The following is a 23905-nucleotide window of genomic DNA, read 5'->3' as shown; positions in this document are numbered from 1 at the left end:
TCGAGGGGGCGGCTGTCCTGGCCTACCAGCGGGCGGCTCCCAGATCCCGGGAGACCGCCCGCGCGGCCTCCCGGATCAGGGTGATCAGGGGCGGGCGGGGGTGGCCCCGGCCGTCGCAGACCCGCTCGACCGGACCGGACAGCCCGATGGCGCCGACGACGAGCCCGCCGTGGCCGCGGATCGGCGCGGCGAGCCCGGCCTCGCCCATGCTCATCTCCTGGGTCTCCGCGGCCCATCCGACCTCCCTGACCTCGGCGAGCGCCCGGGTCAGCCGCTCGGCGTCGACCAGGGTGTGCCGGGTGTACGCCTCCAGCCCCGGGGCCTGGTCCGGATCGACGGTCGCGGCCCCGTAGGCCAGCAGCACCTTGCCGAGCGAGGAGGCGTGCAACGGCAGCAGTGAGCCGACGTCCAGGGTCTGGAAGGTGTCGTCCGGCCGGAACACATGGTGGACGACGAGCACCCTGCCCTCCAGGGGCGTGCCGAGGCGTACCGCCTCCCCGCTGCGGGCGGCCAGGGCGTCCGCCCAGTTGAGAGAGCGGGAGCGCAGCTCGTTGACGTCCAGGTAGCTGGTGCCGAGATGCAGCAGGGCCGCTCCGAGCTGGTACTTTCCGGTCGCCGCGTCCTGCTCCACGAAGTCCACGTGCTGGAGTGTGCGCAGAATGCCGTGGGCGGTCCCCTTCGCCAGCCCGAGCGACGCGGCCACCTCGCCGAGCCCGAGCCGGCGAGGCCCACCGGCGAGCAGGCGCAGGATCGCCGCCGCCCTTTCGATCGACTGGACCGGGCCCGTCATGAGGCGAGCCTATTACCGACTCGTACACGCCGCCCGTGGACGGCGGGACGCCGGGAGGACGGCCCCGTTCGGTAATGCCGACCATCGTTCATTGACCAGCCCGACTTGTGTCCATAGCGTGCACGAAGGCCTGAAACGCGCCGGAAGGCGGCGCACGACCGGCAGCACATCCTCACCCCGGGAGAGAACATGGCGGCACAGCTCAACACGCTGTTTCGGGCGGCATGCGAACACGTGTGTCCGGTGCCGCCCGTGGCCGGCGCCGTCCCGGCCGTCCGCCGGCGGGTCGCCGCGGTCCTCGCCGAGTGGAGCGTGAGCCCCGAGATCGTCGAGGACTCGCTCCTGGTGGTGTCGGAACTGGCCACCAACGCGATCATCCACGCCCGGCCGCCGGCCGTGCTGCGGCTGTCGTGGACGGGGGGTGACGGCGACGGCACCCTGCGGGTCGAGATCACGGACGCGGGGCCCACACTTCCGCCGGGCCGTTCCCCGGCCGGGATCGACCCGGACGAGCACGGCCGGGGCGAGGCGATCGTGCACGCCCTGGCGACGCGTCACGGCATACGCACCCACCCGGCCGGCATCACCCGCTGGGCCGAACTCGTCGCCTTCTAGAGCGCGGATGCCCGGGACGGCACGGGAACCGGCTCGTCCGCGGTCTTGCGGAGCAGGAGCAGGGCGGCGTCGTCGTGCAGCCGGCCGCCCACATGGGCCAGGAGTTCGTCGTGCAACGCGGTGAGGGTGCGAGCCGGCTCGTCGCAGACATGGCGGGCCACCCCCTCGGCCAGTGGATAGAACGCGCGCGCGTGATCGCGGGCCTCGGTGACGCCGTCGGTGTGGAGCAGCAGTTGCTCCCCCACGGCGAAGGGCAGCCGCTGCAGGCGGGGGGCCTGGCCCGACAGGGCGCGCAGCCCGAGCGGCGGCGAGGGGTGGCCGGACTCCAGCGCCCTGACCTCTCCCGAGGCGGATATCAGCAGCGGAGGCGCGTGCCCGCAGTTGACGATCTCCAGCTGCCCCGAACGGCGGTGTCCGGCGACCACGGCGGTGACGAAGTCGTCGGGGCCGAGGTTGCGCGCCAGGCTCCGCTCGATCCTGCCGACGACGGCGAGCAGGTCGGGCTCGTCGTAGGCGGCCTCGCGGAACACCCCGAGCACCAGCGCCGCCGTCCCCACGGCGGGCAGCCCCTTGCCGCGCACGTCGCCGACGATCAGCCTGATCCCGTGCGGCGTCGGCACCAGGGCGTAGAGGTCCCCGCCGATCCGGGCCTCCGCCGCTGCGGCGCTGTAGCGAACGGCCACCTGGAAGGGGCCGACGGTCTCGGGGACGGGCTGGAGCAGGGCGTGCTGGGCGGCCTCGGCGACCGAGCGGACGGCCGCGAGGACCCGCTCACGGCGGCCGCGCAACGCGCTGGCCAGACCGCTCGCCGCGGCGACGGCGAGGACGGCGGACAGCATGGCCGCCAGCTCGCGGGGAGGAACCTCGTGCGCGATGCCCAGCGCCGCGCCCGTCACCGCGGCGAGGAGACCGACGCAGAGCACGCCCCGCGGCCCGTTGGTGGCCGCCGCCAGCGCGGGCCCGGCCGCCAGCAGCGGCAGCCAGGTCGCGCCCGTCCCCCCGGCGACGCAGACGATCAGGACACCGACGAGGACCAGTACCGGCAGCACGGGCATGCCCGCCGCCAGCTGCCCGGCGGCGCGGGGGACCCGCGCCCGGACGCCGGCGGCACGGGTTGCGGACAGCGGCGTCGACGCGTGGTCGCCGCCGTGGATTCGGGCCTTGCTCATGCTGTTCCGCAGTCCTCATCTGTACGGGTGCACACCCGGAATGTCCCTTTCGTCCAGGAAACGTGGCGGAACGGGCGGCCACAAGGCGCGGAATTTCAGATAGTGAGCGAGAGGCTCCTGGTCACCCGGCTCGCGACGGACAGCAGCCGGGCCCGGACGTCCTCGAGCGCGACCTGCCGCTCCGCCGGCATGGAGACGCCGAGCGAGCCCAGTGTGTCCCCCCGGTAGACGGGTACGGCGACGCACACGGTGCCGAGCGTGTACTCCTCCAGGTCCGTGACGGCCGGCGCCAGGGGCGACGACTCGATCCTGCGGAGCAGCTCCGGAAGGCTGGTGATGGTCCGGGGCGTGAGATCGGCGAGGTGGTGCCGGGACAGGTACTCCCGGCGGCCGTCCTCGTCCAGTTCGCGCAGCACGGACTTGCCGAGTGCGGTGGCGTGTCCGGCATCCTCGAAGCCCACCCAGAGATCCGCCCGCGGTGTGCGGGGGCCGTCGACGATCTCGGCGACCCGGATCTCTCCCTCCTCGTAGAACGTGAGGTAGGTGGCGCTGGACAGCTCGTCCCGCAGGGCGGCCAGCGCCGGACGGGCGCGGTTGAGCAGCGTCTGCGCGCCGCCCACAACGGACAGGTGGCTCAGTTTGTCGCCCAGGACGAAACCGCCGTCGTCCAGTTTCCGCGCGTATCCGTCGTGGACGAGCGTGCGCAGCAGGTGGTAGGCGGTCGCCAGCGGCAGCTGCGTCTCGCGTGCCAGTTGCTTCGCCGGTGCGCCGTTGCTGTGGGCGCTCACCGCTTCCAGCAAACGGAAGGCCCGCTGGACGGATGCGATGAGCGTGGGACCGTCCTGAGCGCCCATAGCCCCAGCCTGCTCCGGGCATCCGGCGGGGGCAAGGGGGGCGGCACGGTGTGGCGGCGAGACGGTGCCGAGGCGGTGCGGTGGTGGGCGGGCCCGGGCGGTGAGGTCGCGTGACGGTGGGGGCGCGGCGTCCGGTCGCGGCCCGTGGCACCGGGCCCGGGCCGGTTGTCGCCGGCGGCGCTCGTCGCGTGGGTGGGTCACTCCCGGGGGCCGGGCTCCACGTCCAGCCCCGTGCAGGCCAGCTCTTCGTCCACCTCGGCGCATGCCTCCACACCCCGGGGCGAGGACACCGGCAGCATCGGACTGCTGTAGCCGGTGGAGTCGTCGGCCGGATAGCTGGCCGAGAGTACGTCCCGGCCCGCCCGGATGGACACCTCGCGTGATCGCGGGGAGTGGATCCGCACCTCGGACCAGGCGGTGCCGCAGGCCGGTGAGTAGCGCAGCCGGACGGCGTACCCGGCGTCGGTGACCGCGCTCCGGGTCTGCGCGTCCCGGGCGCAGGCCGAGGCGTCGGGCAACTCGCCCTGGCAGGAGCGGCCGTGGCAGCGGGGCGGCGCCGGCAGCGGCTGCGCGGCGGGCACCGGCCCCGCGCGTCCGGACAGGGCGAAGGCGGCGGCCAGCCCGGTCACCGCACCGCACAGCACGAGAGCCGACAGCGGCAGCCAGCCGCGCCGGCGGCGCGGCGCGGGCGCCTCGGGCGGGTCCGACGGAGGCCCCGCGGCTTCGGCGTCCCACCGGGCCAGTGCGGGCTCGGGATCCACGCCGGCCAGCCGGCACAGGGCCGCCACCGCCGCCCTGGGAGGCCGCTGGGCGCCGGAGAGATAGCGGTGCCAGGCGGACTTGCTGTACGGGGTGCGTGCGGCCAGCGCGGCGAGACTCAGTCCCGTGCGGTCCTTCAGCTCGCGCAGTCCCACCGGCGGTGGCCCGTCCGGCGTGGTCGATCCTTGGGGATGCCGCATCGTGCGTTCCTCGACTCCCATTCCGCTATGGGCGCATTTCGCCCCTGTTGCCGGAATGGCTTCCCGTTCGAGCGGCGCCTGGAACTCCGGTGAGGCGGGAGAAGCGCGGAGTGGCGACATACCGAAGGCCCGTTCGGGGGTCGTCGAACGGGCCTTCGGCGGTCAGTGGGCGGGGTGGTGAGGGCCCGTCAGCACCAGGGGAGCGCGCGGTTCAGGCGCACGTAGCGGGCGGAGACGTAGCCGTGGTGGTGCGGCAGGCGGTACCAGGTGCGGTTGCCGTACACCGAGGAGCCGCGGGTCTTGCAGGTGAGCGCGACGAGCCGCCGGGTGTGCCGGTGGCCGATCACGCGATAGCCGGTGCCCGGACCGGAGCGGACGTTGAGCCGGGCGTGACGCGTGACGACGCGGCCGGTGGCGGCGACGCGGTACGCGGTGCGGTGTGACGTGAGGCCGGCCGTGGCGCGGTGCGACACGAGACCGGCCGTGACGAGGCGGTACGACGTGCCGGGCACGGCCCGGCGGTACGCCGGCGTCCGCGGGGCAAGGTGGTGCATCCGGCGCACCTGGTGCCCGAAGCGGTGGACCGGCTGGTGGACGCGGTGCGTGAGGTGGCCGCCGTGCAGGCGGATCCCGTCCTGGTGGGTGTGGTGGTGCCGCACGGTGACGCCGGGCACCGGCTGCGAGGTCGTGGCGCTCGCCGGCGCGGCGCCGGTCGCCGTCGGCAGGAAGGCGAGCACCGCGATCGTGCCCAGCACTCCGCTCTTGAGAGTCCGTCGGATCATGGAAACCTCCGGCTGTCGTTCTCGTGGCCACGAGCAGTGGTCACGAGAGCCAGATTTGCCGTGGCAGGCCCCGGGAATGCCGTTCCCCTGTCCCGGGGGACGGCCGGGACGTCCCCCGGGACGTGCGGGCATGGCCGCGGTCCGTCCGGTCCGGTATCCGGCGGGCGAGCCCGCCCGGTGCTTCGGCAGGGAGCCGGTCCGGTTCGACGGGGGCGCGGTCCGGGTTCGACGCGGAGGCGGTCCGGGTCGACGGGGAGGTGATCCGGGTCGCTGGGGGCGCGGTCCGGGTCGGCGGGGAGGCGGTCCCGGTCGCTGCGGGCGCGGTCCGGCGCCGACGGGGGCCGTCGCCCTTCCCGTCGTGGGGAGGCCCGGGCCGGAGGCCGGCGTCGCGGGAACCGCCTCGCGGCAGGTCTACTGTCGAGTAATATCCGGCGGCAGGTCATCAGAGGAGGAACAGTGTCCCGGTCCGAACGTTCACCCCTGCTGCTCGCCGGCCTGCTGGCCGCCGCAGGAGTCGCCCACTTCGCCGCCCCGCGGCAGTTCGACGCCACCATTCCCCGGATGCTGCCGGGCTCGCCCCGCACCTGGACGTACGGCAGCGGAGTCGTCGAACTGGCCCTGGCGGCCGGGATCGCCGCGCCCCGCACCCGTGCGGTGGCCGCGAAGGCGGCGGCGGCCTTCTTCGTCGGGGTGTTCCCGGCCAACGTGCAGATGGCCGTCGACTGGCGCCGCCGCCCCGCACCGCAGCGCAGGGCCGCCCTGGCGCGCCTGCCGCTGCAGGTGCCGCTGGTCCTGTGGGCCCGCGGGGTCGCCCGGAACGGGGAGGGGCGGTCGTGACGGGACGCGTCCAGGTCGGGGACAAGGTCGAGGACTTCGCCCTGCCCGACGAGACGGGCGCCGTCCGGCGGCTCGGTGAGCTGCTGGCCGAGGGCCCGGTGGTGCTCTTCTTCTACCCGGCCGCCCTCACCCCCGGCTGCACCGCCGAGGCCTGCCACTTCCGCGACCTCGCCGCCGAATTCGCCGACGTCGGTGCCCGCCCCGTGGGGATCAGCGGGGACGGTGTCGAGAAGCAGCGGGAGTTCGCCGGGCTGCACGGCCTCGGTATGCCGCTGCTCTCCGACGCCGACGGCGCGGTCCGTGAGCGGTTCGGCGTCAAGCGCGGCTTCTTCCTCGCCCCGACCAGACGCGCCACCTTCGTCATCGCCGAGGACCGTACGGTACTGGAGATCGTCCGCAGCGAACTGCGCATGAACACCCACGCAGACCGCGCCCTCGCCGCCCTGCGCGCCCACCGGTCCTGACCGGCTCCGCCCACCGGGCGTGCTCCGTCGCGCCCACCGGTCCTTTCCGGGCTCCGTCCACAGGCCCTGTACCGCCCCCGCCCGCCGGTCCTTTCCTCTGTCATCGGCCCTCTATCGCCCCCCGCCCGCCGGGCCTTTCCGGGGTCCGCCCCTCCGGTCCAGCAGCGCCCCGCCCCACCGCCCAGCCCCTCCCTTCCGCGGTTGATGCACCGGGGCAATCGGAACATCCTTGGATATATGGAGCATGTCGCCGCCATGGCGGTCATGGACGCCCAGGGCAGGGTGACCGGTTGGAGTGAGGGCGCGCGGCTGCTCACCGGGCATCCCGCCGGTGAGGTGGTGGGCCGGCCGGCGGCCGGCCTGCTGGCCGAGGAGGTGCCGGCCGACATCCTCGCCGCACGCACCGGGACCGTCGCCGTGCGCCATCACGACGGCCACCGCGTCGATCTGTCCCTCACCGCCTGCCCGGTGGCCGGGGACGGCGGACGGGCGGCCGGCTTCGTCGTGACGGCCGTTCCGGCGGACACCCTCCTCGCCGCCCGCGCCTTCGAGCAGGCCTCCATGTCCATGTCGGTGTTCGACCTCCGGCAGCGCTATCTGCTGGTCAACGAAGCCGCCTGCAAGGTGATGGGCGTGGACGAGGCCGCTCTGACGGGCCGGTTCTTCTCCGACACCGTGCCGGGCACCGAGTCCGACCAGGGCTTCCTGCGCCATCTCCGCGAGGTCTCGGCGACCGGCCGCCCCGTCCGCTACGAGAACTTCGCAAGCGCCCCGGCGCTGAACCGCGAGCATCTCTGGAGCATCGAGATGTGGCCGCTGCGAGCCGCCCCGGGCCGGCTGGCCGGCGTCGCGATCGCGGCCTTCGACAACACCGAGCAGTACTGGGCGCGGCGCCGCCTCTCCCTGCTGAACGAGGCCGCGGCCGGCATCGGCACCACCCTGGACGTGGTCCGCACCGCAGAGGAACTGATCCAGCTCCTCGTCCCGCGGTACGCCGACTTCGCCAGCGTCGACCTGCTCGACTGGGTACTCGGCGCGGACGAGCCGCCGATGCTGCCGGACGGCGCCGTCGTGCTGCGCCGAGTCGCCCACGGTTCCAGCCGGCCGGGCAACCCCGGAGCGGCGGTGCGCATCAACGACACCCATTCGTATCCGCCGCTCTCACCGCCCGTCCTGGCCCTGCGCGCCGGCCACGCGGTGCTCGGCCGGGCCGGTGAGCCCGGGGTCGTCCAGTGGCTCGAGGAGCGCAACACGCGTTCGCCCCAGGGGCGGCCCTTCCGGGAGGGCGGCCACTCCATGATCGCGGTGCCGCTGCGGGCCCGCGGCACCACCCTCGGCGTCGCGGTCTGCGTCCGCTCGGCCCACCCGGACGACTACGCCCCCGACGACTCCGTGTTCGCCGAGGAGCTCGCCAGCCGTGCCGCCGTCTGCATCGACAACGCCCGCCGCTTCGCCCGCGAACGCTCCACCGCCCTCGCCCTCCAGCACAGCCTGCTCCCGAGCGGCCTGCCAGGGCAGGTCGCGGTCGAGGTGGCCCACCGCTATCTGCCGTGCGGATCACTGGCCGGCATCGGCGGGGACTGGATCGACGTCATCCCGCTCTCCGGGGGCCGGGTCGCCCTGGTCGTGGGCGACGTGGTCGGCCACGGCATCCAGTCCCTGGCCACCATGGGCCGGCTGCGCACGGCCGTACGCACCCTCGCCGACGTGGACCTGCCGCCGGACGAACTCCTCACCCACCTCGACGACCTGGTCACCCACCTGGTGGCCGGCGACAGCGGCGACGAGGTCGCCGAGCTCGGCGCCACCTGTCTGTACGCCGTCTACGATCCCGTCTCCCGCCGCCTGTCGATGGCCGCCGCCGGCCATCCGGCACCGGCCGTCGTACTGCCCGGCGCCGCCGCCGAGTTCGTCCCCGTGGCCGCAGGGCCGCCCCTCGGCGTCGGCGGACTGCCCTTCGAGGCGGTGGATCTCGAACTCCCGGAGGGCTCCCTCGTCGCCCTGTACACCGACGGCCTGCTGGAGGACCGGGCGCGGGACCGGCCCGGCGCGGCCGAGGAACTGCGCCGGGCCCTCGGCGCACCCGCCGACACCCTCGAGACGCTGTCCGACAGCGTCCTGAAGGCCGTCATGCCGGGCCAGCCCGACGACGACGTCGCCCTGCTGCTCGTCCGCACCCGGGCGCTCGGCGCCGACCGGATCGCCACCTGGGACGTGACACCCGACCCCGCCCAGGTCGCCGTCCTGCGGCAGGCGGCCGACGAGCTGCTGACCGCCTGGGGCCTGGAGGAGACCGCCTTCGTCACCGAACTCGTCGTCAGCGAACTGGTCACCAACGCCATCCGCTACGGAGCCCCGCCCATCCAGCTCCGCCTCATCCGCGACCGCGCGCTCATCTGCGAGGTCTCCGACGGCAGTTCCACCTCGCCGCACCTGCGCCGGGCGCACGCCTACGACGAGGGCGGCCGCGGACTGCTCCTCGTCGCCCAGCTCACCCAGCGCTGGGGCAGCCGGCAGACGGGCAGCGGCAAGACGATCTGGGCGGAACAACCGTTGCCCGACACCTGATCACGGGGCGGGACTTCCTGCTGCGGTCGCAACGAATACGCGGCCTGCCTGCGGTGGTCGTACGGCGTACGCGGACTGTCTGCGGTGGTCGGACGGCGTACGCGGCCTGCCTGCGGTGGTCGTACGGCGTACGCGGACTGTCTGCGGTGGTCGGACGGCGTACACGGCCTGTTTGCAGCGGTCGTACGGCGTATGCGGGCGGCCTGCTGCGGTCGCACGGCGTACGCGGCGGCCTGCCGCGGCCGCGCGGTCTGCGACATCTACGACGGGCCCCCGGCACACCGGCCGGGTCCCGGACCCGTGATCGGGGTTCAGGCCGCGGCGCGCTCCCGCACCACGTCCCGGGGACTCTTTTCCTCGCGCAGCCCGAGGAACCGCGGATGGCGCAGCATCCCGTCCCGGGTCCACTCGGTGAACGCGACCTGTGCGACCAGCTCCGGCTCCGTCCAGCGGGCCCGCGGCTCCCGCACCACCCCGGAGAAGGGAGAGGTGTCCCGGCGCAGCCCGTCCAGCCGTTCGCGCAGCGCCAGCAGGGTGCGCCGGTCGAAGCCGGTGCCGACCTTGCCCGCGTAACGCAGCCGGTCGCCCTCGTAATGGCCGAGCAGCAGCGCACCCAGCCCGACCCGGCTGCCGGCCGGTTCGGTGAACCCGCCGATCACGAACTCCTGTGCCTGCTCGCACTTGAGCTTCAGCCAGTCCGTGGACCTGCGGGGCCGGTACGCCCCGTCGGCCCGCTTGGCGATCAGCCCCTCCCAGCCCCGGCCGCAGGCGTCGGCCAGCAACTCGGCGCCGCCCGCGTTGCGATGCGGGGTCAGCCGCAGCGGCGGCCGGTAGGTCAGCGCCCGGCGCAGCAGTGACTTGCGTGTCCGCAGGGGCAGTCGGCGGGTGTCGGCGCCGTCCAGACGCAGCAGGTCGAAGACGTAGTACGTCACCGCGACCCCGGACGCCTCGATGTCCCGGAGCCGGGTCAGCCCCATCCGCCGCTGCAGCCGCGCGAAGTCGGTACGGCCCCCGGAGAACGCCACCACCTCGCCGTCCACGACGAAGTCCGCGCACTCCTGCGCGGCGAGCGCCGCCACGATCTCGGGGTAGGTGTCGTTCAGCCGCTGCCCGGTGCGGGAGAGCAGCCGTACCCGGTCGCCCTCGCGCACCGCCAGCAGCCGGACCCCGTCCAGCTTCCGTTCGAACACCCAGCCCTCGCCGAACTCCCGCCGGTCGCTGAGTGTCGCCAGCATCGGGGTGGCCGCCAGTTCGGCGCCCGGCGCGGCCGGCCGCAGCAGCCGCCGCAGCTCCGCGGGCAGGGTGTCGAGCAGCCCGGGCACCGCCGTCACCCGTCGCCGGCGGCCGCGACCTGGGCGAGGGTGCGCCCGGTGCGCACCGAGCGGGCCCGCCGGGGATCCGGCGTGCCGTGCCTGTCCGACCGCGCCGGGCCCTTGCGCACCAGCAGCCAGGCCTCCTCGTCGTCGCCGCTCCGGAAGCGGGTGAGGGCGTACTCGCCGTGCAGCTTCCTGCCGTGCAGCCGGAAGGTGGCGTGCCCGCGCTCCAGCGACTCCGCGAAGTCCACCGGACGCCCCCGGCGGTCGTGGCTGAGCGGCTCGTAGGTCCCGTGGTCCCATACGATCACGGTGCCGCCGCCGTACTCGCCCGGGGGGATCACGCCCTCGAAGTTCTCGTAGTCCAGCGGATGGTCCTCGGTCGGCACGGCCAGCCGTTTGTCCCCGGGGTCGGTGGACGGCCCCTTGGGGATCGACCAGGACTTCAGGACGCCGTCGACCTCGAGCCGGAAGTCGAAGTGCATCCGGCGCGCGTCGTGGATCTGCACCACGAAGCGGGGTTCCTCGCCCACGTCCCCGGCCGCCTGGCCCGACGGCTCGCGGGTCCGCTCGAAGTCTCGCTTGCCGCGGTACTTCCGCAGCCGGTCCTCCGCTGCCACCTGCGGCTCCCTCCGGTACGTCCGTTTCGCCGGCCTCCGGGTACCCCGCACCGCGGCACTCAGGCAGCACCGCCCGTCCGGCGGGCCGCGCGCACCACGCCCCCCCTGCCCGGCCGCGCGCACCACACCCCCCTGCCCGGCCGCGCGCACCACGCCCCCCCTGCCCGACCGCGCGCACCACACCGCCCTGCCCGGCCGCGCGCCCCCTGCCCGGCCGGGCGCGTGGCCGCGCTCCGACGGGACATCCTCGGCAGCCTCAGCGCGTGCCCTCGCCCGGCATCGCCGCGGAACGCCTGGACGAGCGGCCGGTCACCGCACCCGTGCGGAGTCCGGCGGGGGCCGCAGGCGGCGGGCCCCGGCGTAGCCGGCCGCGACACCGCCCGACAGTGCCGCCACGCACAACAGCGCCGGGCCGGGACCGAGGCGCAGCAGCAGGGCACCGGTGACTCCGCCGACGAAGACACCGAGGACGGTGCCCAACCGGCGCGCCTGGGGCAGCACGGGCTCCCGGGCCGCGGCCGAACGGCCCGGCAGCAGGCCGGAGAGGAACTTGACCAGGGTGATCTGCAGGACCGTCGTCGGCATGTCGGGGATGCCCGCCTGCATCATCACGCGACTGCGCCATCCCATGGCGGCGGCGAGCAGCGCGACGGCGATGGCCGTGGCGAACTCCGGGGGAGTGCGCCGCCCGCTCACACCCACCACGGTCAGCCCGGCGAGCAGCACCGTCGCCGCCTCCAGGCAGAGCGCGGGCACGAACCACCGGCGCCCGCCACGGTCGAGCCGGGTGACGACCAGATGGGCGGCCACGGTCCCGGCCACGAAGGCCGCGAGGGCCTCGGCGGGCCGGGCGACCGGTGTCCCCGCCCTCACCACCCCGAACCCGAGGAACAGCACGTTGCCGGTCGTCAGCGCGGCGAACGCGTGCCCGAGCCCGAGAAAGGTGATGGCGTCGACGGCGCCCGCGATCACGGTCAGCGCGAAGAGGACGACGGCGATACGGACGTGCGTGCGCGCCGGTTCACCGTTCACGTCGTCCGCCGATCGACCGCTCAGCAGGGAAGGGGCGAACATCCGGATCGGCCTGCCGGCCCCGGGCGCGCCCGCCGCTCCCATCTTCCGGTGCCGCACCGCGCCCCGCATCCGGAACCGTTTCCGCGCAGACCGCCGGGGCCGCCGGCGGGTGGAGGGGCGGACGGCGGGTGGGCGGCCGGTACGGCTGCGTCCGGGAGGCCGCGTACCGAGGTCGCGGTACCGCAGTTCGCCGTGCGGGGGACGGAGGTGCCACGATCGTGGTGAGCCGGTACCGACGAGCATCGGAGCGCGCATGACGACGCACAGGGCCACTGCGGAGCACACGGAGCGGGTCGAGGGCGTGGAGGTGAAACCGGTCGCCGGGCACATCGGCGCCGAGATCACCGGCGTCGACCTCGCGGCGCCCCTCGCCCCCGCCGTGGTGGCCCTGGTCCGGCAGGCCGTGCTGCGGTGGAAGGTGGTCTTCTTCCGCGGGCAGCGGCTCGACCACGCCGGGCATGTCGCCTTCGCCCGCCGCTTCGGGGAACCGGTCGTCCTCGCCCGGCGGGGCAGCGCCTCACCGGCCGGCTTCCCGGAGGTGGAGACCACCGCGGACCGCCTGGAGCTGGGCGGCCGGTTCGGCATGGAGCACGAGGAGTGGCTGCGGCGGCGCCGGCACACCCTGCTGCGCGGCTGGCACTGCGACCACGGCGCCCGGATCGACCCGCCGGCCGCGACCGTCCTGCGCGCGGAGACCGTCCCGCCCTACGGCGGCGACACCACCTGGGCCAACCTGGCCGCCGCCTACGCCGGGCTGTCGGCGCCGGTCCGCGCCTTCGTGGACGGGCTGCGCGCCGAGCACCGGCTCGGCGTCGGTTATCAGCCCCGGCCCGGCGACGACGCCTACCTGCGCCATCTGCTGGACCATCAGGTCGCCTCCGTGCACCCGCTGGTCCGGGTGCACCCGGAGACCGGCGAGCGGGTGCTGTTCGTCAACGGCTACTACCTGGAGCAGATCGTGGACGTCTCCCGCCCGGAGAGCGCGGCGCTGCTGGAGATGCTGCTGGAGCAGGTCGTGCGCCCCGAGTACACGGTCCGCTTCCGCTGGGAGCCCGGAAGCGTCGCCTTCTGGGACAACCGGGCCACCGTCCATCTCGCCCCCGGCGACAACGCCCACCTGGGCCATCCCCGGATCATGCACCGGGTGATGCTCGCCGGAGACGTGCCCGTGGGTGTGGACGGAAGGCCCTCCGAAGCGGTCACGGGGACGGTGGCGGGCCGCTGGTGAACGGGTGCGGGCGAGCCGCCCGCACCCGTCCACCGGCGCGGGGCGTCGGTCAGCCCGCCGGCCGTCTGCCCAGCGCCGGGCCCAGCTTCGTCGCCATGTCCGTGAGAATCTGCACGTAGTCCTCGTGGTCGAAGCTGAACGGCAGCGCGAACGCCACCTCGTCGACCTCACGGAATGCGGCGTGGGCGTGCAGTCGTTCGGCCAGCTCCTGCGAGGTGCCGACCAGGTCCGGCGCGAACAGCAGCCGTGCCGGACCCTGCGGGGCGGCCGTGCGGGGCAGGCGCCGCGCCGCGTAGTCCGCGTACTTGGCACGCTGCTCCGGCGTCGCCGAGTCCGTGGGGATCACCACCAGGCCCTGCGAGACCCGGGCCGCCTCGCCGTCCGGGTGGTGCGCCCGGAACTCCCGGATGTGGGACAGCTGGATCTCGGCGAAGTCCGGCGCGGCGTCCGTGTCCCCGGCCTTGACGACGCTGCTGGTCAGGAAGTTCATCCCGTGCTCGCCCGCCCAGCGGGCCGAACCGAGGCTGCCGCCGCCGTACCACAGGCGCCGGCCGAGCCCGGGGGAGTGCGGCTGGACCACGTCCGAGAAGGTCTCGAAGCCCTCGACCCCGCTGAAGTCGGAGGCGGGCTTGCCGCGCACCAGGTCCAGCAGCCGCCGCACCCGCTCGTGACCGAAGTCCTCCGCGTCCCCGGTGTCCGGGTACAGGGCGTTCCTGACCTGCTCGTAGTGCGTGGGCGGCCCGACGCTGACGCCCGGGTTCAGCCGGCCGCCGGACAGGATGTCGACGGTCGCCAGGTCCTCGGCCAGCCGCAGCGGGTTCTCCCAGCCCAGCGGGATCACCGCGGTGCCCAACTCGATGCGCCGGGTGCGCTGCGAGGCGGCCGCCAGGACGGCGACCGGTGACGAGATGCCGTACTGCAGATGGCGGTGGCGGACCCAGGCGCTGTCGAAGCCGAGCCGCTCGCCCAGCTCGATGATCTCCAGCGTGGACTCGTGGCCCCGGGCCGGGTCCGCCGCGTCGAACAGGCCGATCGTGAGGAAGCCCAGCCTGCGCAGGGGCCGAGGGGTGGACGGCACGGGCTCCTCCAGCGGTCGCACGGCGGTCATACCGCGATTGTGGCAGCCGAGTGTGACAACCGTGTGATCCGGGTGTGATCAGCGCAGCGGGATGGTGACCTCGTCCTCCACCGGCGGATCGACCTCCTGCGCGCGGTTGCCGGTCGCGGCGAAGCAGCGCAGCCGTACCGCGTCCGCCGTGACGTCCAGGCGCAGGAAGCACTTGAAGAACGGCGGGCTGTAGGTGGCCGAGGACGGCGAGAACAGCTGGGTGTAGATCTTGCGCACCGGCAGCCGGAAGCGGGCGGCGCGCCCGGGCCGGCGTCCGGTGCCGAGGAGGCTCGCGACGAGCCTGGTGCGCCGGGTGACCCGCGTCCCGGCGTCGGGAGCGCGGGCCGGCTCGATGCCGAGGCGTTCGGCGACGACCGCGGTCGCCGCGGCCTCGGTCAGGTCGAACAGGCGCGGCAGCCGCAGCCGGCGGCCGTACAGGCGGCTGTAGAAGGCCAGCGAGTCACCGCGCAGCGGGTAGCAGCGGAAGTCGCGCTCGGTGACGCCCGCGACCGACACCCGCGGGATGGTGTGCGTGGCGTGCATGAAGGCGCCGCCGCCGCCCGCGACCACGTACTGGACGAGGCGGCCGTCCACGTCGACCGGATATCGCTGGTAGTTGTGGATGTCACCGCCGATCGCGGCCACGTAGTGGTGCTCGGCGGCCCGGACGACGTCGTCCACGGTGCCGCCGCCCTCGATGGGACAGGGATGGTGCTCACCGTCGACGTACAGCGGTGACCCGGTGATCAGGATCTTCGGCCGCGGTCCCCGGGACACCTCGCGCAGCCACGCGCCCTGTTCGGCGTCGATCGTGCCGAGCAGGCCGGTGTCGATGCCGACGATCCGCACCGGTCCGGCGTCGAGCGCCCAGTAGGGGCCGGGCTGTTCGGCCCGCTGGGCCGGGGCCGGCCGCAACGCCCGTGCCGCCGCCAGGCGTCGCTCGTCCGTGGGGCGCGGCCGGTGCCACAGCAGGGCGCGCCACCAGGCGCGGGTCAGGGGGCGGGGCCGGGGCTCGGGGGCGGGTGCGGGGGTGTCGGCGCAGAAGACGCGCATGAAGGCGCCGAGGTCCTCGTACCAGTCGTGGTTGCCCGGTATCGCGTATATCGGCGCCGGATAGCCCTGGTACGGCCGGAAGAACTTGTCGCCGTAGCCGTCGGCGGCGCCCACGGGATAGTTGACGTCGCTCGCGATCACGGCGAACTCGGTGTCCTGACCCATTTTCAGAAAGCCGGGCACGACGGCGTACTGGGGGGCGTCGCCCTCGCCGGTGTCCCCCATGACCATGAAGGAGAACCGGTCCGGAACCTCGCGCCGGATCACCTTGTCGGCGGGTGCCCCCGCCGCCTCCCGAAGCGCGACCAGGCGGCTGCGCGTCCGGCCGGTGGGATCACCGAACCAGGATGCCAGCACGCCGTTGCGGGCGGCCCACAGGGTCCGCGGGTTCAGCCAGGACAGCTTCTCGACGTGGTCCGGCATCAGTTGCCGGTAGGCGCCGGGTTCGGCGGGGCCCCAGCCGGCGCCCTGTGCGGTATCGCGTGAGGAGTCAGACACACGGTGCACCGTAACAACGCGCCGGTCACGGAAGGGATTCGGGGCGCGCGAACACCCGTGCGCCAAGCCGGCAGCAAGGCGCGGGAGCACCCGGTCGTCGGCCGGCCGGCCCTCGACCGGGCCCCCCTGTCCTCCGCCGCGGACACCGAGCGGCAACCGGCCGTGCGGTCCGCCGGACCCGGCTCCCCGTCCCACGGGCGTCGAGGTGCCCGTGCGGGCGCCGAGGCGTTCTGCCGTCGGACCCCGCGCGAGCACCCGGGACCCTCCCCGCCCGCGGCGGCGGCATAGGGAAAACCCTCGAAACACCTCTCCTGAGTGACATGTTCGAGACAAAGCTGGGATTCTCCACTCCGGCACACCGCACGCGTGGTGTGCGCACCCCATCACGGCCCCGCACAGCTCAGCTCACCCGGGCAGCAGACCCGTCTGCCCGGTCTGTCACCGGTCGCGACCCGGCGGCCGCAGCAGGAGGAGTACGAGTGAGACGCCTTCCCCACAGACCCCTTCCCCACAGAGGTCACCTCCGGACCACGGTCGGAGCCGCCCTGGTCTCCACCGCCGCCCTCCTCGCCGTGGGCATGCAGGCCGTCCCGGCGACCGCCCACCCGGCCACCGCGCACCCCGCCCCCGTGCGCACCGGCGGCCTGGAGGCCAGACTCTCCCCGGCCCAGCACCAGGCGCTGCTGGAGAGCGCCCGGCAGAAGACCGCCGCGACCGCCCGCACCCTCGGGCTCGGCGCGAACGAGAAGCTGATCGTCAAGGATGTCGTCAAGGACAACGACGGCACCGTGCACACACGGTACGAGCGCACCTACGCCGGCCTCCCCGTCCTCGGCGGCGACCTCGTCGTGCACACCCCGCCCGCCTCCCTGGCCGCGGGAACCGTGAGCACCACGTACAACAACAAGCACCGCATCCAGGTCGCCTCCACCGCCGCGACCTTCACCAGGGCGGCCGCCGAGGCCAAGGCCCTCACCGCGGCGAAGGCCCTCGTCGCCGAGAAGCCCACCGCCGACAGCGCCCGCAAGGTGATCTGGGCCGGCACCGGCACCCCGAGGCTCGCCTGGGAGACCGTGATCGGCGGCTTCCAGGACGACGGCACCCCCAGCAAGCTGCACGTCATCACCGACGCCACCACCGGCAAGGAACTGCACCGGTTCCAGGCGATCGAGACGGGCACCGGCAACACCCAGTACAGCGGCACGGTCTCCCTGACCACCGCGCTGTCGGGGTCGACGTACCAGCTGTACGACACCGCGCGCGGCGGCCACAAGACCTACAACCTCAACAAGGGCACCTCGGGCACCGGCACCCTGATGACCGACGCCGACGACGTCTGGGGCGACGGGACCGGCGCCAACACCCAGACCGCCGGCGCCGACGCCGCCTACGGCGCGCAGACCACCTGGGACTTCTACAAGAACACCTTCGGCCGCAGCGGCATCCGCAACGACGGTGTCGCCGCCTACAGCCGTGTCCACTACAGCAGCGGTTACGTCAACGCCTTCTGGGACGACAGCTGCTTCTGCATGACCTACGGCGACGGCTCGGGCAACACCCACGCCCTGACCTCGCTGGACGTCGCGGGGCACGAGATGAGCCACGGTGTCACCTCCAACACCGCGGGCCTGGACTACAGCGGGGAGTCGGGCGGGCTCAACGAGGCCACCTCCGACATCTTCGGCACCGGCGTGGAGTTCTACGCCAACAACGCCAAGGATCCCGGTGACTACCTCATCGGCGAGAAGATCGACATCAACGGCAACGGCTCGCCCCTGCGTTACATGGACAAGCCGAGCAAGGACGGCGGCTCGGCCGACAGTTGGTACAGCGGGGTCGGCGGCCTCGACGTGCACTACTCCTCGGGCCCGGCGAACCACATGTTCTACCTGCTGTCGGAGGGCAGCGGCACCAAGGTCATCAACGGTGTGACCTACAACAGCCCGACGTCCGACGGCGTCGCCGTCACCGGCATCGGCCGCGCCGCCGCGCTGCAGATCTGGTACAAGGCGCTGACGACGTACATGACGTCGAGCACCGACTACGCGGGAGCCCGTGCCGCCGCCCTGCGCGCCGCGACCGACCTGTACGGCGCCAACTCCGCGCAGTACGCCGGGGTGGGCAACGCCTTCGCCGGCATCAACGTCGGCGCCCACATCAACCCGCCCGCCAACGGCGTGACGGTCACCAACCCGGGCAGCCAGTCCGCCACCGTCGGCACCGCCGTGAACCTGCAGATCCAGGCGAGCAGCACCAACAGCGGCGCGCTGACCTACAGCGCCTCGGGTCTGCCCTCCGGCCTGTCGATCAACGGCTCGAGCGGGCTGATCTCCGGCACACCCAGCACGGCGGGTTCGTACAACACCACCGTGACGGTGACCGACTCCACCGGTGCGACCGGCACGGCCACCTTCGCCTGGACGGTCAGCACGACCGGCGGCTGCACCTCCAAGCAGCTGCTGGCCAACCCGGGCTTCGAGTCCGGCAGCACCGGCTGGACCGCCAGCACCGGCGTCATCACCACCGACACCGGTGAGGCCGCCCACAGCGGCTCCTACAAGGCGTGGCTGGACGGCTACGGCTCCTCGCACACCGACACCCTGTCCCAGTCGGTGACGATCCCCGCGGGCTGCAAGGCCAGCCTCACCTTCTACCTGCACGTCGACACCGCGGAGACCACCGGCAGCGTCCAGTACGACAAGCTGACGGTGACGGCCGGTTCGAAGACCCTGGCGACCTACTCGAACCTCGACAGTGCCTCCGGCTACACCCAGAAGACCTTCGACCTGTCCTCGCTGGCGGGCCAGACGGTCACGCTGAAGTTCAACGGCGTGGAGGACTCCTCGCTGCAGACCAGCTTCGTCGTGGACGACACGGCCCTGACGACCGGCTGATCCCGGCCTGACGACAGCGGTCCCGCACCCGGACGTCCGGGTGCGGGACCACTGTCGTTGTCAGCTCAGCGGATCCAGCGTCAGATACGCCTGCTGCGGGCCGCCGTCGTGCACCAGCGACTCCTGGTTGCCGACGTCGTCGAAGGCGAACGCGTACGCCTTCCCGTCGGCCATCTGCGCGTGGATCTTGCGCGCGTACTGGTTGGTCACCGCGTCCTGGTAGAAGTTCGCCGTGGTGGTGTCCGGCTGATTCGGATTGACCAGCAGGGTCGAACGGTTGAAACCGGCGCACAGCGTGCGGGAGATGGGGCCGCGCACGTTGTCGTTGGGTGCGTCCAGCAGCTTGTGGCAGCCGAAGATGCTGGAGGCGTCCGGCTTCTGGAAACTGGTGACGACCGCGCCCGAGGAGTTGGTGAAGTTCATGACGTTCCCCGACACCCGGCCGAAGTACTTGGTGTTCGGCTGGTCGGTGAACGGGGTGACGGTCAGCGTCGACGTCGTGTACTTCTGCCAGACCCGGTTCACGTAGTCGTCCATCACGTTCGCCGGCAACGCCCCCGTCTCCACGCCGTACAGCGGCGACAGGGCGCGCAGCACGGTGCCGTCGGAACGCGTCTGGATCAGGCCCGCCCAGCCGCCCGGCTGTCCGCGCAGGGCGTTGAAGAATCCCGTGTAGCCACCGGACTTGAGGTGCCCGGTGCTGCTCACCGTGCCGTCGGCCCGCTGCACGCCGACCGCGTACGGGGCCGAGAACATGTCGACCTGGGTGCTGTTGAGCCACAGCCCGGAGTCGTTGAGCGTGTACTCCGACCAGTTGAAGAGGATGTCCCGGTTGGGGTCGGAGGGGTTCTGCACGGCCGGCTGCACGAGCCCGCCCGTGGTCAGCCTGAAGTCGAGCTTGCGGCCGTAGGAGAAGTAGATCCGCCCGGAGAACTTCGGTATGCGGATCGTCGTCGACTGCCCGGCCGCCGGGCCGGGAATCGCCGCGTCCGGGGCGGGCGTCGGCGGGTTGCCGCCCGCGGGCCACGCGTGGAAGGTCCCGCTCGCATCCGCCCAGCCCTGCCGTCCCGAGGACAGCTGGGTGCCGAGGTCGTAGACGTAGACGGGTTCGGAGCGGCCCGAGTTGTTGGTGATCTTCAGAGGGATGGTGTCGGGTACGGCGGCCTGGGCGGGGCCGGTCGCGCCGAGCGCGAGCAGTCCGCCGACCAGGGCGGCCGCTGCCGCCAGGGGCAGTGCGGGGCGTGTGAGCCGATGAGGCACTCTCCACCTCCGTGTGGGGTCGGGGTCGCACGGACACGTGGTCCGTACCTGCCTGAGAGCGCTCTCAGCGTCGTGTGACGGCGCGTCCATGTCAATGATTCGGACGAGATCGGTATCCGGCGCCCCCCTCGCGGCGGGCGCCGGCATCCGGTGTCAGAACGTGCGTTTGAGCAGGTCGAGCAGGGCCGCCCAGTGCCGCTCGTCGGCCTCGCGGTCGTAGGCGGGCGTGTCCGCCTGCGTGTAGCCGTGGTGGGCGCCGCGGTAGACCTCGCAGACGTGCCGTACCCCGGCGCCGGTCAGAGCCTCCTCGAAGCGCGCGATCTGCTCCGGCGGCAGCGACGGGTCGTCGTCGGCGTGGCCGAAGTACAGCTCCGCGGTGATGTCCGGCGCCCCCAGGTGCGGGCTTCCGGGATCGTCGGTGGCGAGCCGTCCGCCGTGGAACCCGGCCGCCGCGGCGACCCGGTCCGGGAAGGCGGCCGCCGTCCACAGGGCGAGCCGGGCGCCCATGCAGTAGCCGGTCAGGGCGACAGGCCCCTCGGCCGTGAGCGGGCTGTCGGCCAGCCAGCGCAGATAGGCGCCCGCGTCCCGCTCGACCAGCTCCGGCGTCAGCGACGAGACGACCGGGCCGAGCCGCTCCCAGATCGACGGGTCGGCGGCCGGGTCGATGAACGCGGGCAGGTCGACGACCGGGGTCCGGCCGAGGCGGTAGAAGACGTTCGGTACGAGCACCGTGTAGCCGGCGGCGGCCAGCCGGTCCGCCATCGACCTCAGGTGCGGGCGCAGGCCGTAGGCGTCCTGGTAGAGCAGTACGGCCGGACGGGGACGTGCGTCGGCGGGGTGGACGAGGTAGGAGTCGGCGACGCCGTCCTCGGTGGGGATGTCGACGGCGGATCCTCGTACATCGGACATGGGAACAGGGCCCTCCCTCGGGAATGCGCGTCGGGCGCGGAACGTCTTCCCGGCGCCGCGGCTTCGGCCCATGCTGTCACGCGTGATCCGGGCCGGCGCAGCCGGAGGGCCGCGTCCTCACTCGAAGCGGCTGGGGTCGCCCGCACCCCGGCGGACGATCTCCGCCTCACCGCTGGAGAAGTCCACCACCGTCGTCGGCTCCGTACCGCAGTCGCCCGAGTCGACCACCGCGTCGACCGCGTGGTCGAGCCGGTCCTTGATCTCCCAGCCCTGAGTCAGGGGCTCCTCCTCGTCCGGCAGCAGCAGTGTGCTGGACAGCAGCGGCTCGCCCAGCTCCGCCAGCAGCGCCTGGGTGACCACATGGTCGGGGATGCGCACGCCCACCGTCTTCTTCTTCGGGTGCAGGAGCCTGCGCGGCACCTCGCGGGTGGCCGGGAGGATGAAGGTGTAGCTGCCCGGCGTCGAGGCCTTCACGGCCCGGAACACGTCGTTGTCCACCCGCACGAACTGGCCCAGCTGCGCGAAGTCCCGGCACATCAACGTGAAGTGGTGCCGGTCGTCCAGACGGCGGATGGACCGGATCCGGTCCATTCCGTCCTGGCTGCCGAGGCGGCAGCCCAGCGCGTAGCAGGAATCGGTCGGGTATGCGATGAGTGCCCCCGAGCGCACCGCGTCGGCGACCTGGCCGATGCTGCGCGGCTGCGGGTTCTCGGGGTGCACGTCGAAGTACTTCGCCATCCGTCGAGCTTATGCCGTCGCCGGGCGTCGCAGGCGCAGGCCCGGCAGCCGGCCGTACGAGACCGAGCGGTCGGTTTCCGGCCATCTCTCGTCCGTCCCGGAATTCCTGTGTGTAGCGCGCGGCATCGGGGGCATCGGACCTCTGAGCCGTCCGGGGCACCCCCCCGCTCCGGACGCGGCGTCTCCGCCGGCGGCCCCACCCCCCCCGGGCCGCCGGCGGAGCCTTGTCCGGCGGCGCGTGGTCTGCCGGCGCGCGGGCTTGTCCGGCGGCGCGGGCTCATCGAGAGGTGCGGCTCGTCCGGCGACTCGGGCCCGGGCGTCGGCCGTGGCGTCGGGTCACCTGGCCGCCGGCTCGGCCGGCAGGTCGAACACGTGCCGTGGGGAGATGACCTCCGTGACCGCCTGACCGATCAGCGTGCTGGGTTCCTCGTTGTCGTGGCCGATGTCGGTGTTGAGCAGCACGACGAGCGTGGTACGCGTCGCCGGAAGGTAGACGGTCAGGGACTCGTACCCCGGCAGGGAGCCGTTGTGGCCGATCCACCCCTGCACGTCGAAGACGCCCAGCCCGTACCCGGCGCCCGGGATCGTCGTCGGCGGGGTGACGAGCCGCTGCTTCTGCGTGGCGGGGCTGATCATGCGCCTGCCGTCCGGCAGCCGGCCGGTGGCGACGGTGGGCGCCCAGATGCGCAGGTCGTCCAGTGTCGAGATCATCGCACCGGCCGCCCAGCCCCAGGACGGGTTCCAGTCGGTCGCGTCGGCGACCTTTCCGTCGGCCGTCTGGTCGGTGTAGCCGTGCGCGTGCGGCGCGGGGAACTCGTTGCCCGTCGGAAAGAGCGTGTTCCTCATGCCGGCCGGACCGAGGATGTGCTGATCGATGTAGTCGCCGAGGCGCTGACCGCTCTCCTTCTCCACCACCAGGCCGAGCAGGATCAGGTTCGTGTTGGAGTAGGAGAACTTCCGCCCCGGTGCGAAGAGCACCGGATGCCTGAAGGCGTAGCCGAGCAACTGCCGCGGCGTGAAGGGACGTTCGGGGTCGGACGTCAGCGCCTTGAAGAAGCCCTCGTCCTCGGTGTAGTTGAACAGCCCGCTGCGCATGCCGGCCAGTTCGCGCAGCGTGATCCGGTCGCCGTTCGGGACGCCGTCGACGTATCCGCCGATCGGGTCGTCCAGGCCCACCTTTCCCCGGTCCACCAGCTGCAGCAGTGCCGTCACGGTGAACGTCTTGGTCTCGCTGCCGATGCGCGTGTACAGATCCGGCGTCATCCTCAGGCCGGTCGCCCTGTCGGCGACGCCGAACGAGCGGACGTAACGTGGCTGTCCCGGCGTCCAGATGCCCACGCTCACGCCGGGCACCTTCGCCTCCCGCATCACGCGCCGGACGGACGCGTCGAGTTGCCGTGCCACATCGGGGGTGAGAGCGCGGACGTCCGGTGTCGAGGGGGACGGGCTGGGCGACCCGGCGGCGAACGCGGCCGGTACGGAGGCCGGTAGGGCCCCTGCGGCGAAGGGTGTCAGCAACGTACCCGCCGCCACGGCGGCCAGGACCCCGCGGCGCAGACGTGCGGTGACGTGCGGCATGGGCTGACTCCCAGCACGTGAGACGAGACCGCGGTGAGCGGGACGCCGGAGCCCGGACCTTCCCAGCATAGGAGCGCCCGTCCCGCCGCGCCCGTCGACCCGGGGCGGTGTCGCCGCTACTGCCCGTACGACGGCGTCAGCACGGTCAGGGCGCCGTTGGCCTCGCGCAGCGCCTCCTCCAGGGTGCCGGGGGAGTGCAGTGCGCCGCCGCCGTCGGGCGGCACGAGCCAGTCCAAGAAGCGGGCGGGCCGGTACGGCGGCGGTACCGCGACCCAGGAGCCCTTGCCGGCGTAGCGCAGGCCGGCCCCCACCCAGCCGCCGGCCGGGTCCGGCGGCAGGAGGAACCCCACCCGGCCCGCAGCCGTGTCCACCAGGGTCGGGCCGGGCACGGGCAGCGAGGGCCGCCACAGCAGATCGAGGGTGAGCAGTCCGAGCCGTTCGGGAACGCTCAGCACGTCCCAGAAGCGGCCCGCCTCCAGCAGCGCGACGCCCTCCCCGTGATCCCATTCCCACTTGCATGCGCGGGGGTCTGCCGCCGCAGCGGCCAGCCATTCCACGCCCCGCATCCACATCGTCTTCGTCATGAACCGCTCC

At 73.3% G+C, this 23905-nt stretch carries 21 protein-coding genes; 6 read left to right on the top strand and 15 right to left on the bottom strand.

Annotated features, from left to right (window positions below; all coding sequences use genetic code 11):
* Positions 1-22 precede the first annotated feature (22 nt).
* Positions 23-790, bottom strand: coding sequence for an IclR family transcriptional regulator (locus ABVB68_RS25040; protein ID WP_353603367.1), 768 nt, complete (start codon positions 788-790; stop codon positions 23-25).
* A 252-nt stretch (positions 791-1042) separates the two neighbouring features.
* On the opposite strand from ABVB68_RS25040, the gene ABVB68_RS25035 reads away from it, so the two are divergent.
* Entirely contained in the window at positions 1043-1405 is a 363-nt protein-coding gene (locus ABVB68_RS25035; protein ID WP_353603366.1) for an ATP-binding protein, read from the top strand.
* On the opposite strand, the gene ABVB68_RS25030 is transcribed toward ABVB68_RS25035, so the two are convergent.
* From ABVB68_RS25030 to ABVB68_RS25015, 4 genes are all read right to left on the bottom strand, one after another.
* Entirely contained in the window at positions 1402-2574 is a 1173-nt protein-coding gene (locus ABVB68_RS25030) for a PP2C family protein-serine/threonine phosphatase (RefSeq protein ID WP_503006232.1), read from the bottom strand. The two genes, ABVB68_RS25035 and ABVB68_RS25030, sit on opposite strands and share 4 nt — an antisense overlap.
* A gap of 95 nt (positions 2575-2669) precedes the next feature.
* Positions 2670-3428 (bottom strand): IclR family transcriptional regulator, encoded by a 759-nt coding sequence (locus ABVB68_RS25025; protein WP_353603365.1) that lies wholly within the window; start codon positions 3426-3428, stop codon positions 2670-2672.
* A gap of 197 nt (positions 3429-3625) precedes the next feature.
* Positions 3626-4387, bottom strand: coding sequence for an XRE family transcriptional regulator (locus tag ABVB68_RS25020; RefSeq protein WP_353603364.1), 762 nt, complete (start codon positions 4385-4387; stop codon positions 3626-3628).
* Positions 4388-4575: 188 nt separating this feature from the next.
* Complete coding sequence (locus ABVB68_RS25015) at positions 4576-5169, bottom strand: hypothetical protein (RefSeq protein WP_353603363.1); 594 nt, start codon at positions 5167-5169, stop codon at positions 4576-4578.
* A 456-nt stretch (positions 5170-5625) separates the two neighbouring features.
* Between ABVB68_RS25015 and ABVB68_RS25010 the strand changes: the two genes are divergently transcribed.
* From ABVB68_RS25010 to ABVB68_RS25000, 3 genes are all read left to right on the top strand, one after another.
* Positions 5626-6006, top strand: a complete 381-nt coding sequence (locus ABVB68_RS25010) for a DoxX family protein (protein ID WP_353603362.1) — start codon at positions 5626-5628, stop codon at positions 6004-6006.
* Positions 6003-6470, top strand: coding sequence for a peroxiredoxin (locus ABVB68_RS25005; RefSeq protein ID WP_353603361.1), 468 nt, complete (start codon positions 6003-6005; stop codon positions 6468-6470). The genes ABVB68_RS25010 and ABVB68_RS25005 overlap by 4 nt, the downstream gene beginning before the upstream one ends.
* Positions 6471-6707: 237 nt before the next feature.
* Positions 6708-9038, top strand: coding sequence for a SpoIIE family protein phosphatase (locus ABVB68_RS25000; protein ID WP_353603360.1), 2331 nt, complete (start codon positions 6708-6710; stop codon positions 9036-9038).
* Positions 9039-9349: 311 nt separating this feature from the next.
* Here the strand turns inward: ABVB68_RS25000 and ligD are convergent, their stop codons facing one another.
* From ligD to ABVB68_RS24985, 3 genes are all read right to left on the bottom strand, one after another.
* Positions 9350-10360 carry a non-homologous end-joining DNA ligase gene (gene ligD, locus ABVB68_RS24995; RefSeq protein WP_353603359.1) on the bottom strand — a complete coding sequence of 337 codons (1011 nt, stop codon included), beginning with the start codon at positions 10358-10360 and terminating at the stop codon, positions 9350-9352.
* Positions 10361-10365: 5 nt separating this feature from the next.
* Positions 10366-10971: a DNA polymerase ligase N-terminal domain-containing protein gene (locus tag ABVB68_RS24990; protein WP_353603358.1), complete on the bottom strand. Its 606-nt coding sequence runs from the start codon at positions 10969-10971 to the stop codon at positions 10366-10368.
* Positions 10972-11280: 309 nt separating this feature from the next.
* The gene (locus tag ABVB68_RS24985) at positions 11281-12045 is read right to left on the bottom strand and encodes a YoaK family protein (protein WP_353603357.1); all 765 of its coding nucleotides are present in this window, start codon (positions 12043-12045) and stop codon (positions 11281-11283) included.
* Between the two features lie 253 nt (positions 12046-12298).
* Here ABVB68_RS24985 and ABVB68_RS24980 point away from each other — a divergent pair, with 253 nt between their 5' ends.
* The gene (locus ABVB68_RS24980) at positions 12299-13273 is read left to right on the top strand and encodes a TauD/TfdA dioxygenase family protein (protein ID WP_353603356.1); all 975 of its coding nucleotides are present in this window, start codon (positions 12299-12301) and stop codon (positions 13271-13273) included.
* Between the two features lie 49 nt (positions 13274-13322).
* Here ABVB68_RS24980 and ABVB68_RS24975 read toward each other — a convergent pair whose 3' ends face one another.
* Both ABVB68_RS24975 and ABVB68_RS24970 read right to left on the bottom strand, forming a co-directional pair.
* The gene (locus tag ABVB68_RS24975) at positions 13323-14351 is read right to left on the bottom strand and encodes an LLM class flavin-dependent oxidoreductase (protein ID WP_353603380.1); all 1029 of its coding nucleotides are present in this window, start codon (positions 14349-14351) and stop codon (positions 13323-13325) included.
* Between the two features lie 78 nt (positions 14352-14429).
* The gene (locus ABVB68_RS24970; RefSeq protein WP_353603355.1) at positions 14430-15932 is read right to left on the bottom strand and encodes a metallophosphoesterase family protein; all 1503 of its coding nucleotides are present in this window, start codon (positions 15930-15932) and stop codon (positions 14430-14432) included.
* Between the two features lie 578 nt (positions 15933-16510).
* On the opposite strand from ABVB68_RS24970, the gene ABVB68_RS24965 reads away from it, so the two are divergent.
* Positions 16511-18826, top strand: a complete 2316-nt coding sequence (locus tag ABVB68_RS24965; protein ID WP_353603379.1) for a M4 family metallopeptidase — start codon at positions 16511-16513, stop codon at positions 18824-18826.
* 60 nt (positions 18827-18886) lie between these two features.
* On the opposite strand, the gene ABVB68_RS24960 is transcribed toward ABVB68_RS24965, so the two are convergent.
* The 5 genes from ABVB68_RS24960 to ABVB68_RS24940 form a co-directional block, all read right to left on the bottom strand.
* Positions 18887-20086: a glycoside hydrolase family 64 protein gene (locus ABVB68_RS24960; protein WP_353603354.1), complete on the bottom strand. Its 1200-nt coding sequence runs from the start codon at positions 20084-20086 to the stop codon at positions 18887-18889.
* A 153-nt stretch (positions 20087-20239) separates the two neighbouring features.
* Entirely contained in the window at positions 20240-20995 is a 756-nt protein-coding gene (locus tag ABVB68_RS24955) for a dienelactone hydrolase family protein (protein WP_353603353.1), read from the bottom strand.
* Positions 20996-21112: 117 nt separating this feature from the next.
* On the bottom strand, positions 21113-21733 hold the full coding sequence (locus tag ABVB68_RS24950) for an L-threonylcarbamoyladenylate synthase (RefSeq protein WP_353603352.1): 621 nt from the start codon (positions 21731-21733) through the stop codon (positions 21113-21115).
* A 336-nt stretch (positions 21734-22069) separates the two neighbouring features.
* Positions 22070-23311, bottom strand: a complete 1242-nt coding sequence (locus ABVB68_RS24945; RefSeq protein ID WP_353603351.1) for a serine hydrolase domain-containing protein — start codon at positions 23309-23311, stop codon at positions 22070-22072.
* Between the two features lie 116 nt (positions 23312-23427).
* Complete coding sequence (locus ABVB68_RS24940; RefSeq protein WP_353603350.1) at positions 23428-23895, bottom strand: hypothetical protein; 468 nt, start codon at positions 23893-23895, stop codon at positions 23428-23430.
* Between the last annotated feature and the right edge of the window lie 10 nt (positions 23896-23905).

This window comes from Streptomyces sp. NPDC096012, assembly GCF_040426375.1.
Taxonomy (GTDB): domain Bacteria; phylum Actinomycetota; class Actinomycetes; order Streptomycetales; family Streptomycetaceae; genus Streptomyces.
This window is presented reverse-complemented; position numbering and strand designations above follow the sequence as displayed.

Excerpts from the sequence above, each read along its gene's own strand:
- ABVB68_RS24965 (WP_353603379.1), top strand. The coding sequence starts at position 16,511 with ATGCAGGCCGTCCCGGCGACCGCCCACCCGGCCACCGCGCACCCCGCC.
- ABVB68_RS24940 (WP_353603350.1), bottom strand. The coding sequence starts at position 23,895 with ATGACGAAGACGATGTGGATGCGGGGCGTGGAATGGCTGGCCGCTGCG.
- ABVB68_RS24955 (WP_353603353.1), bottom strand. The coding sequence starts at position 20,995 with ATGTCCGATGTACGAGGATCCGCCGTCGACATCCCCACCGAGGACGGC.
- ABVB68_RS25025 (WP_353603365.1), bottom strand. The coding sequence starts at position 3,428 with ATGGGCGCTCAGGACGGTCCCACGCTCATCGCATCCGTCCAGCGGGCC.
- ABVB68_RS25020 (WP_353603364.1), bottom strand. The coding sequence starts at position 4,387 with ATGCGGCATCCCCAAGGATCGACCACGCCGGACGGGCCACCGCCGGTG.
- ABVB68_RS25015 (WP_353603363.1), bottom strand. The coding sequence starts at position 5,169 with ATGATCCGACGGACTCTCAAGAGCGGAGTGCTGGGCACGATCGCGGTG.
- ABVB68_RS24945 (WP_353603351.1), bottom strand. The coding sequence starts at position 23,311 with ATGCCGCACGTCACCGCACGTCTGCGCCGCGGGGTCCTGGCCGCCGTG.
- ABVB68_RS25000 (WP_353603360.1), top strand. The coding sequence starts at position 6,708 with ATGGAGCATGTCGCCGCCATGGCGGTCATGGACGCCCAGGGCAGGGTG.
- ABVB68_RS24985 (WP_353603357.1), bottom strand. The coding sequence starts at position 12,045 with ATGTTCGCCCCTTCCCTGCTGAGCGGTCGATCGGCGGACGACGTGAAC.
- ABVB68_RS24950 (WP_353603352.1), bottom strand. The coding sequence starts at position 21,733 with ATGGCGAAGTACTTCGACGTGCACCCCGAGAACCCGCAGCCGCGCAGC.
- ABVB68_RS24980 (WP_353603356.1), top strand. The coding sequence starts at position 12,299 with ATGACGACGCACAGGGCCACTGCGGAGCACACGGAGCGGGTCGAGGGC.
- ABVB68_RS25030 (WP_503006232.1), bottom strand. The coding sequence starts at position 2,574 with ATGAGCAAGGCCCGAATCCACGGCGGCGACCACGCGTCGACGCCGCTG.
- ABVB68_RS25040 (WP_353603367.1), bottom strand. The coding sequence starts at position 790 with ATGACGGGCCCGGTCCAGTCGATCGAAAGGGCGGCGGCGATCCTGCGC.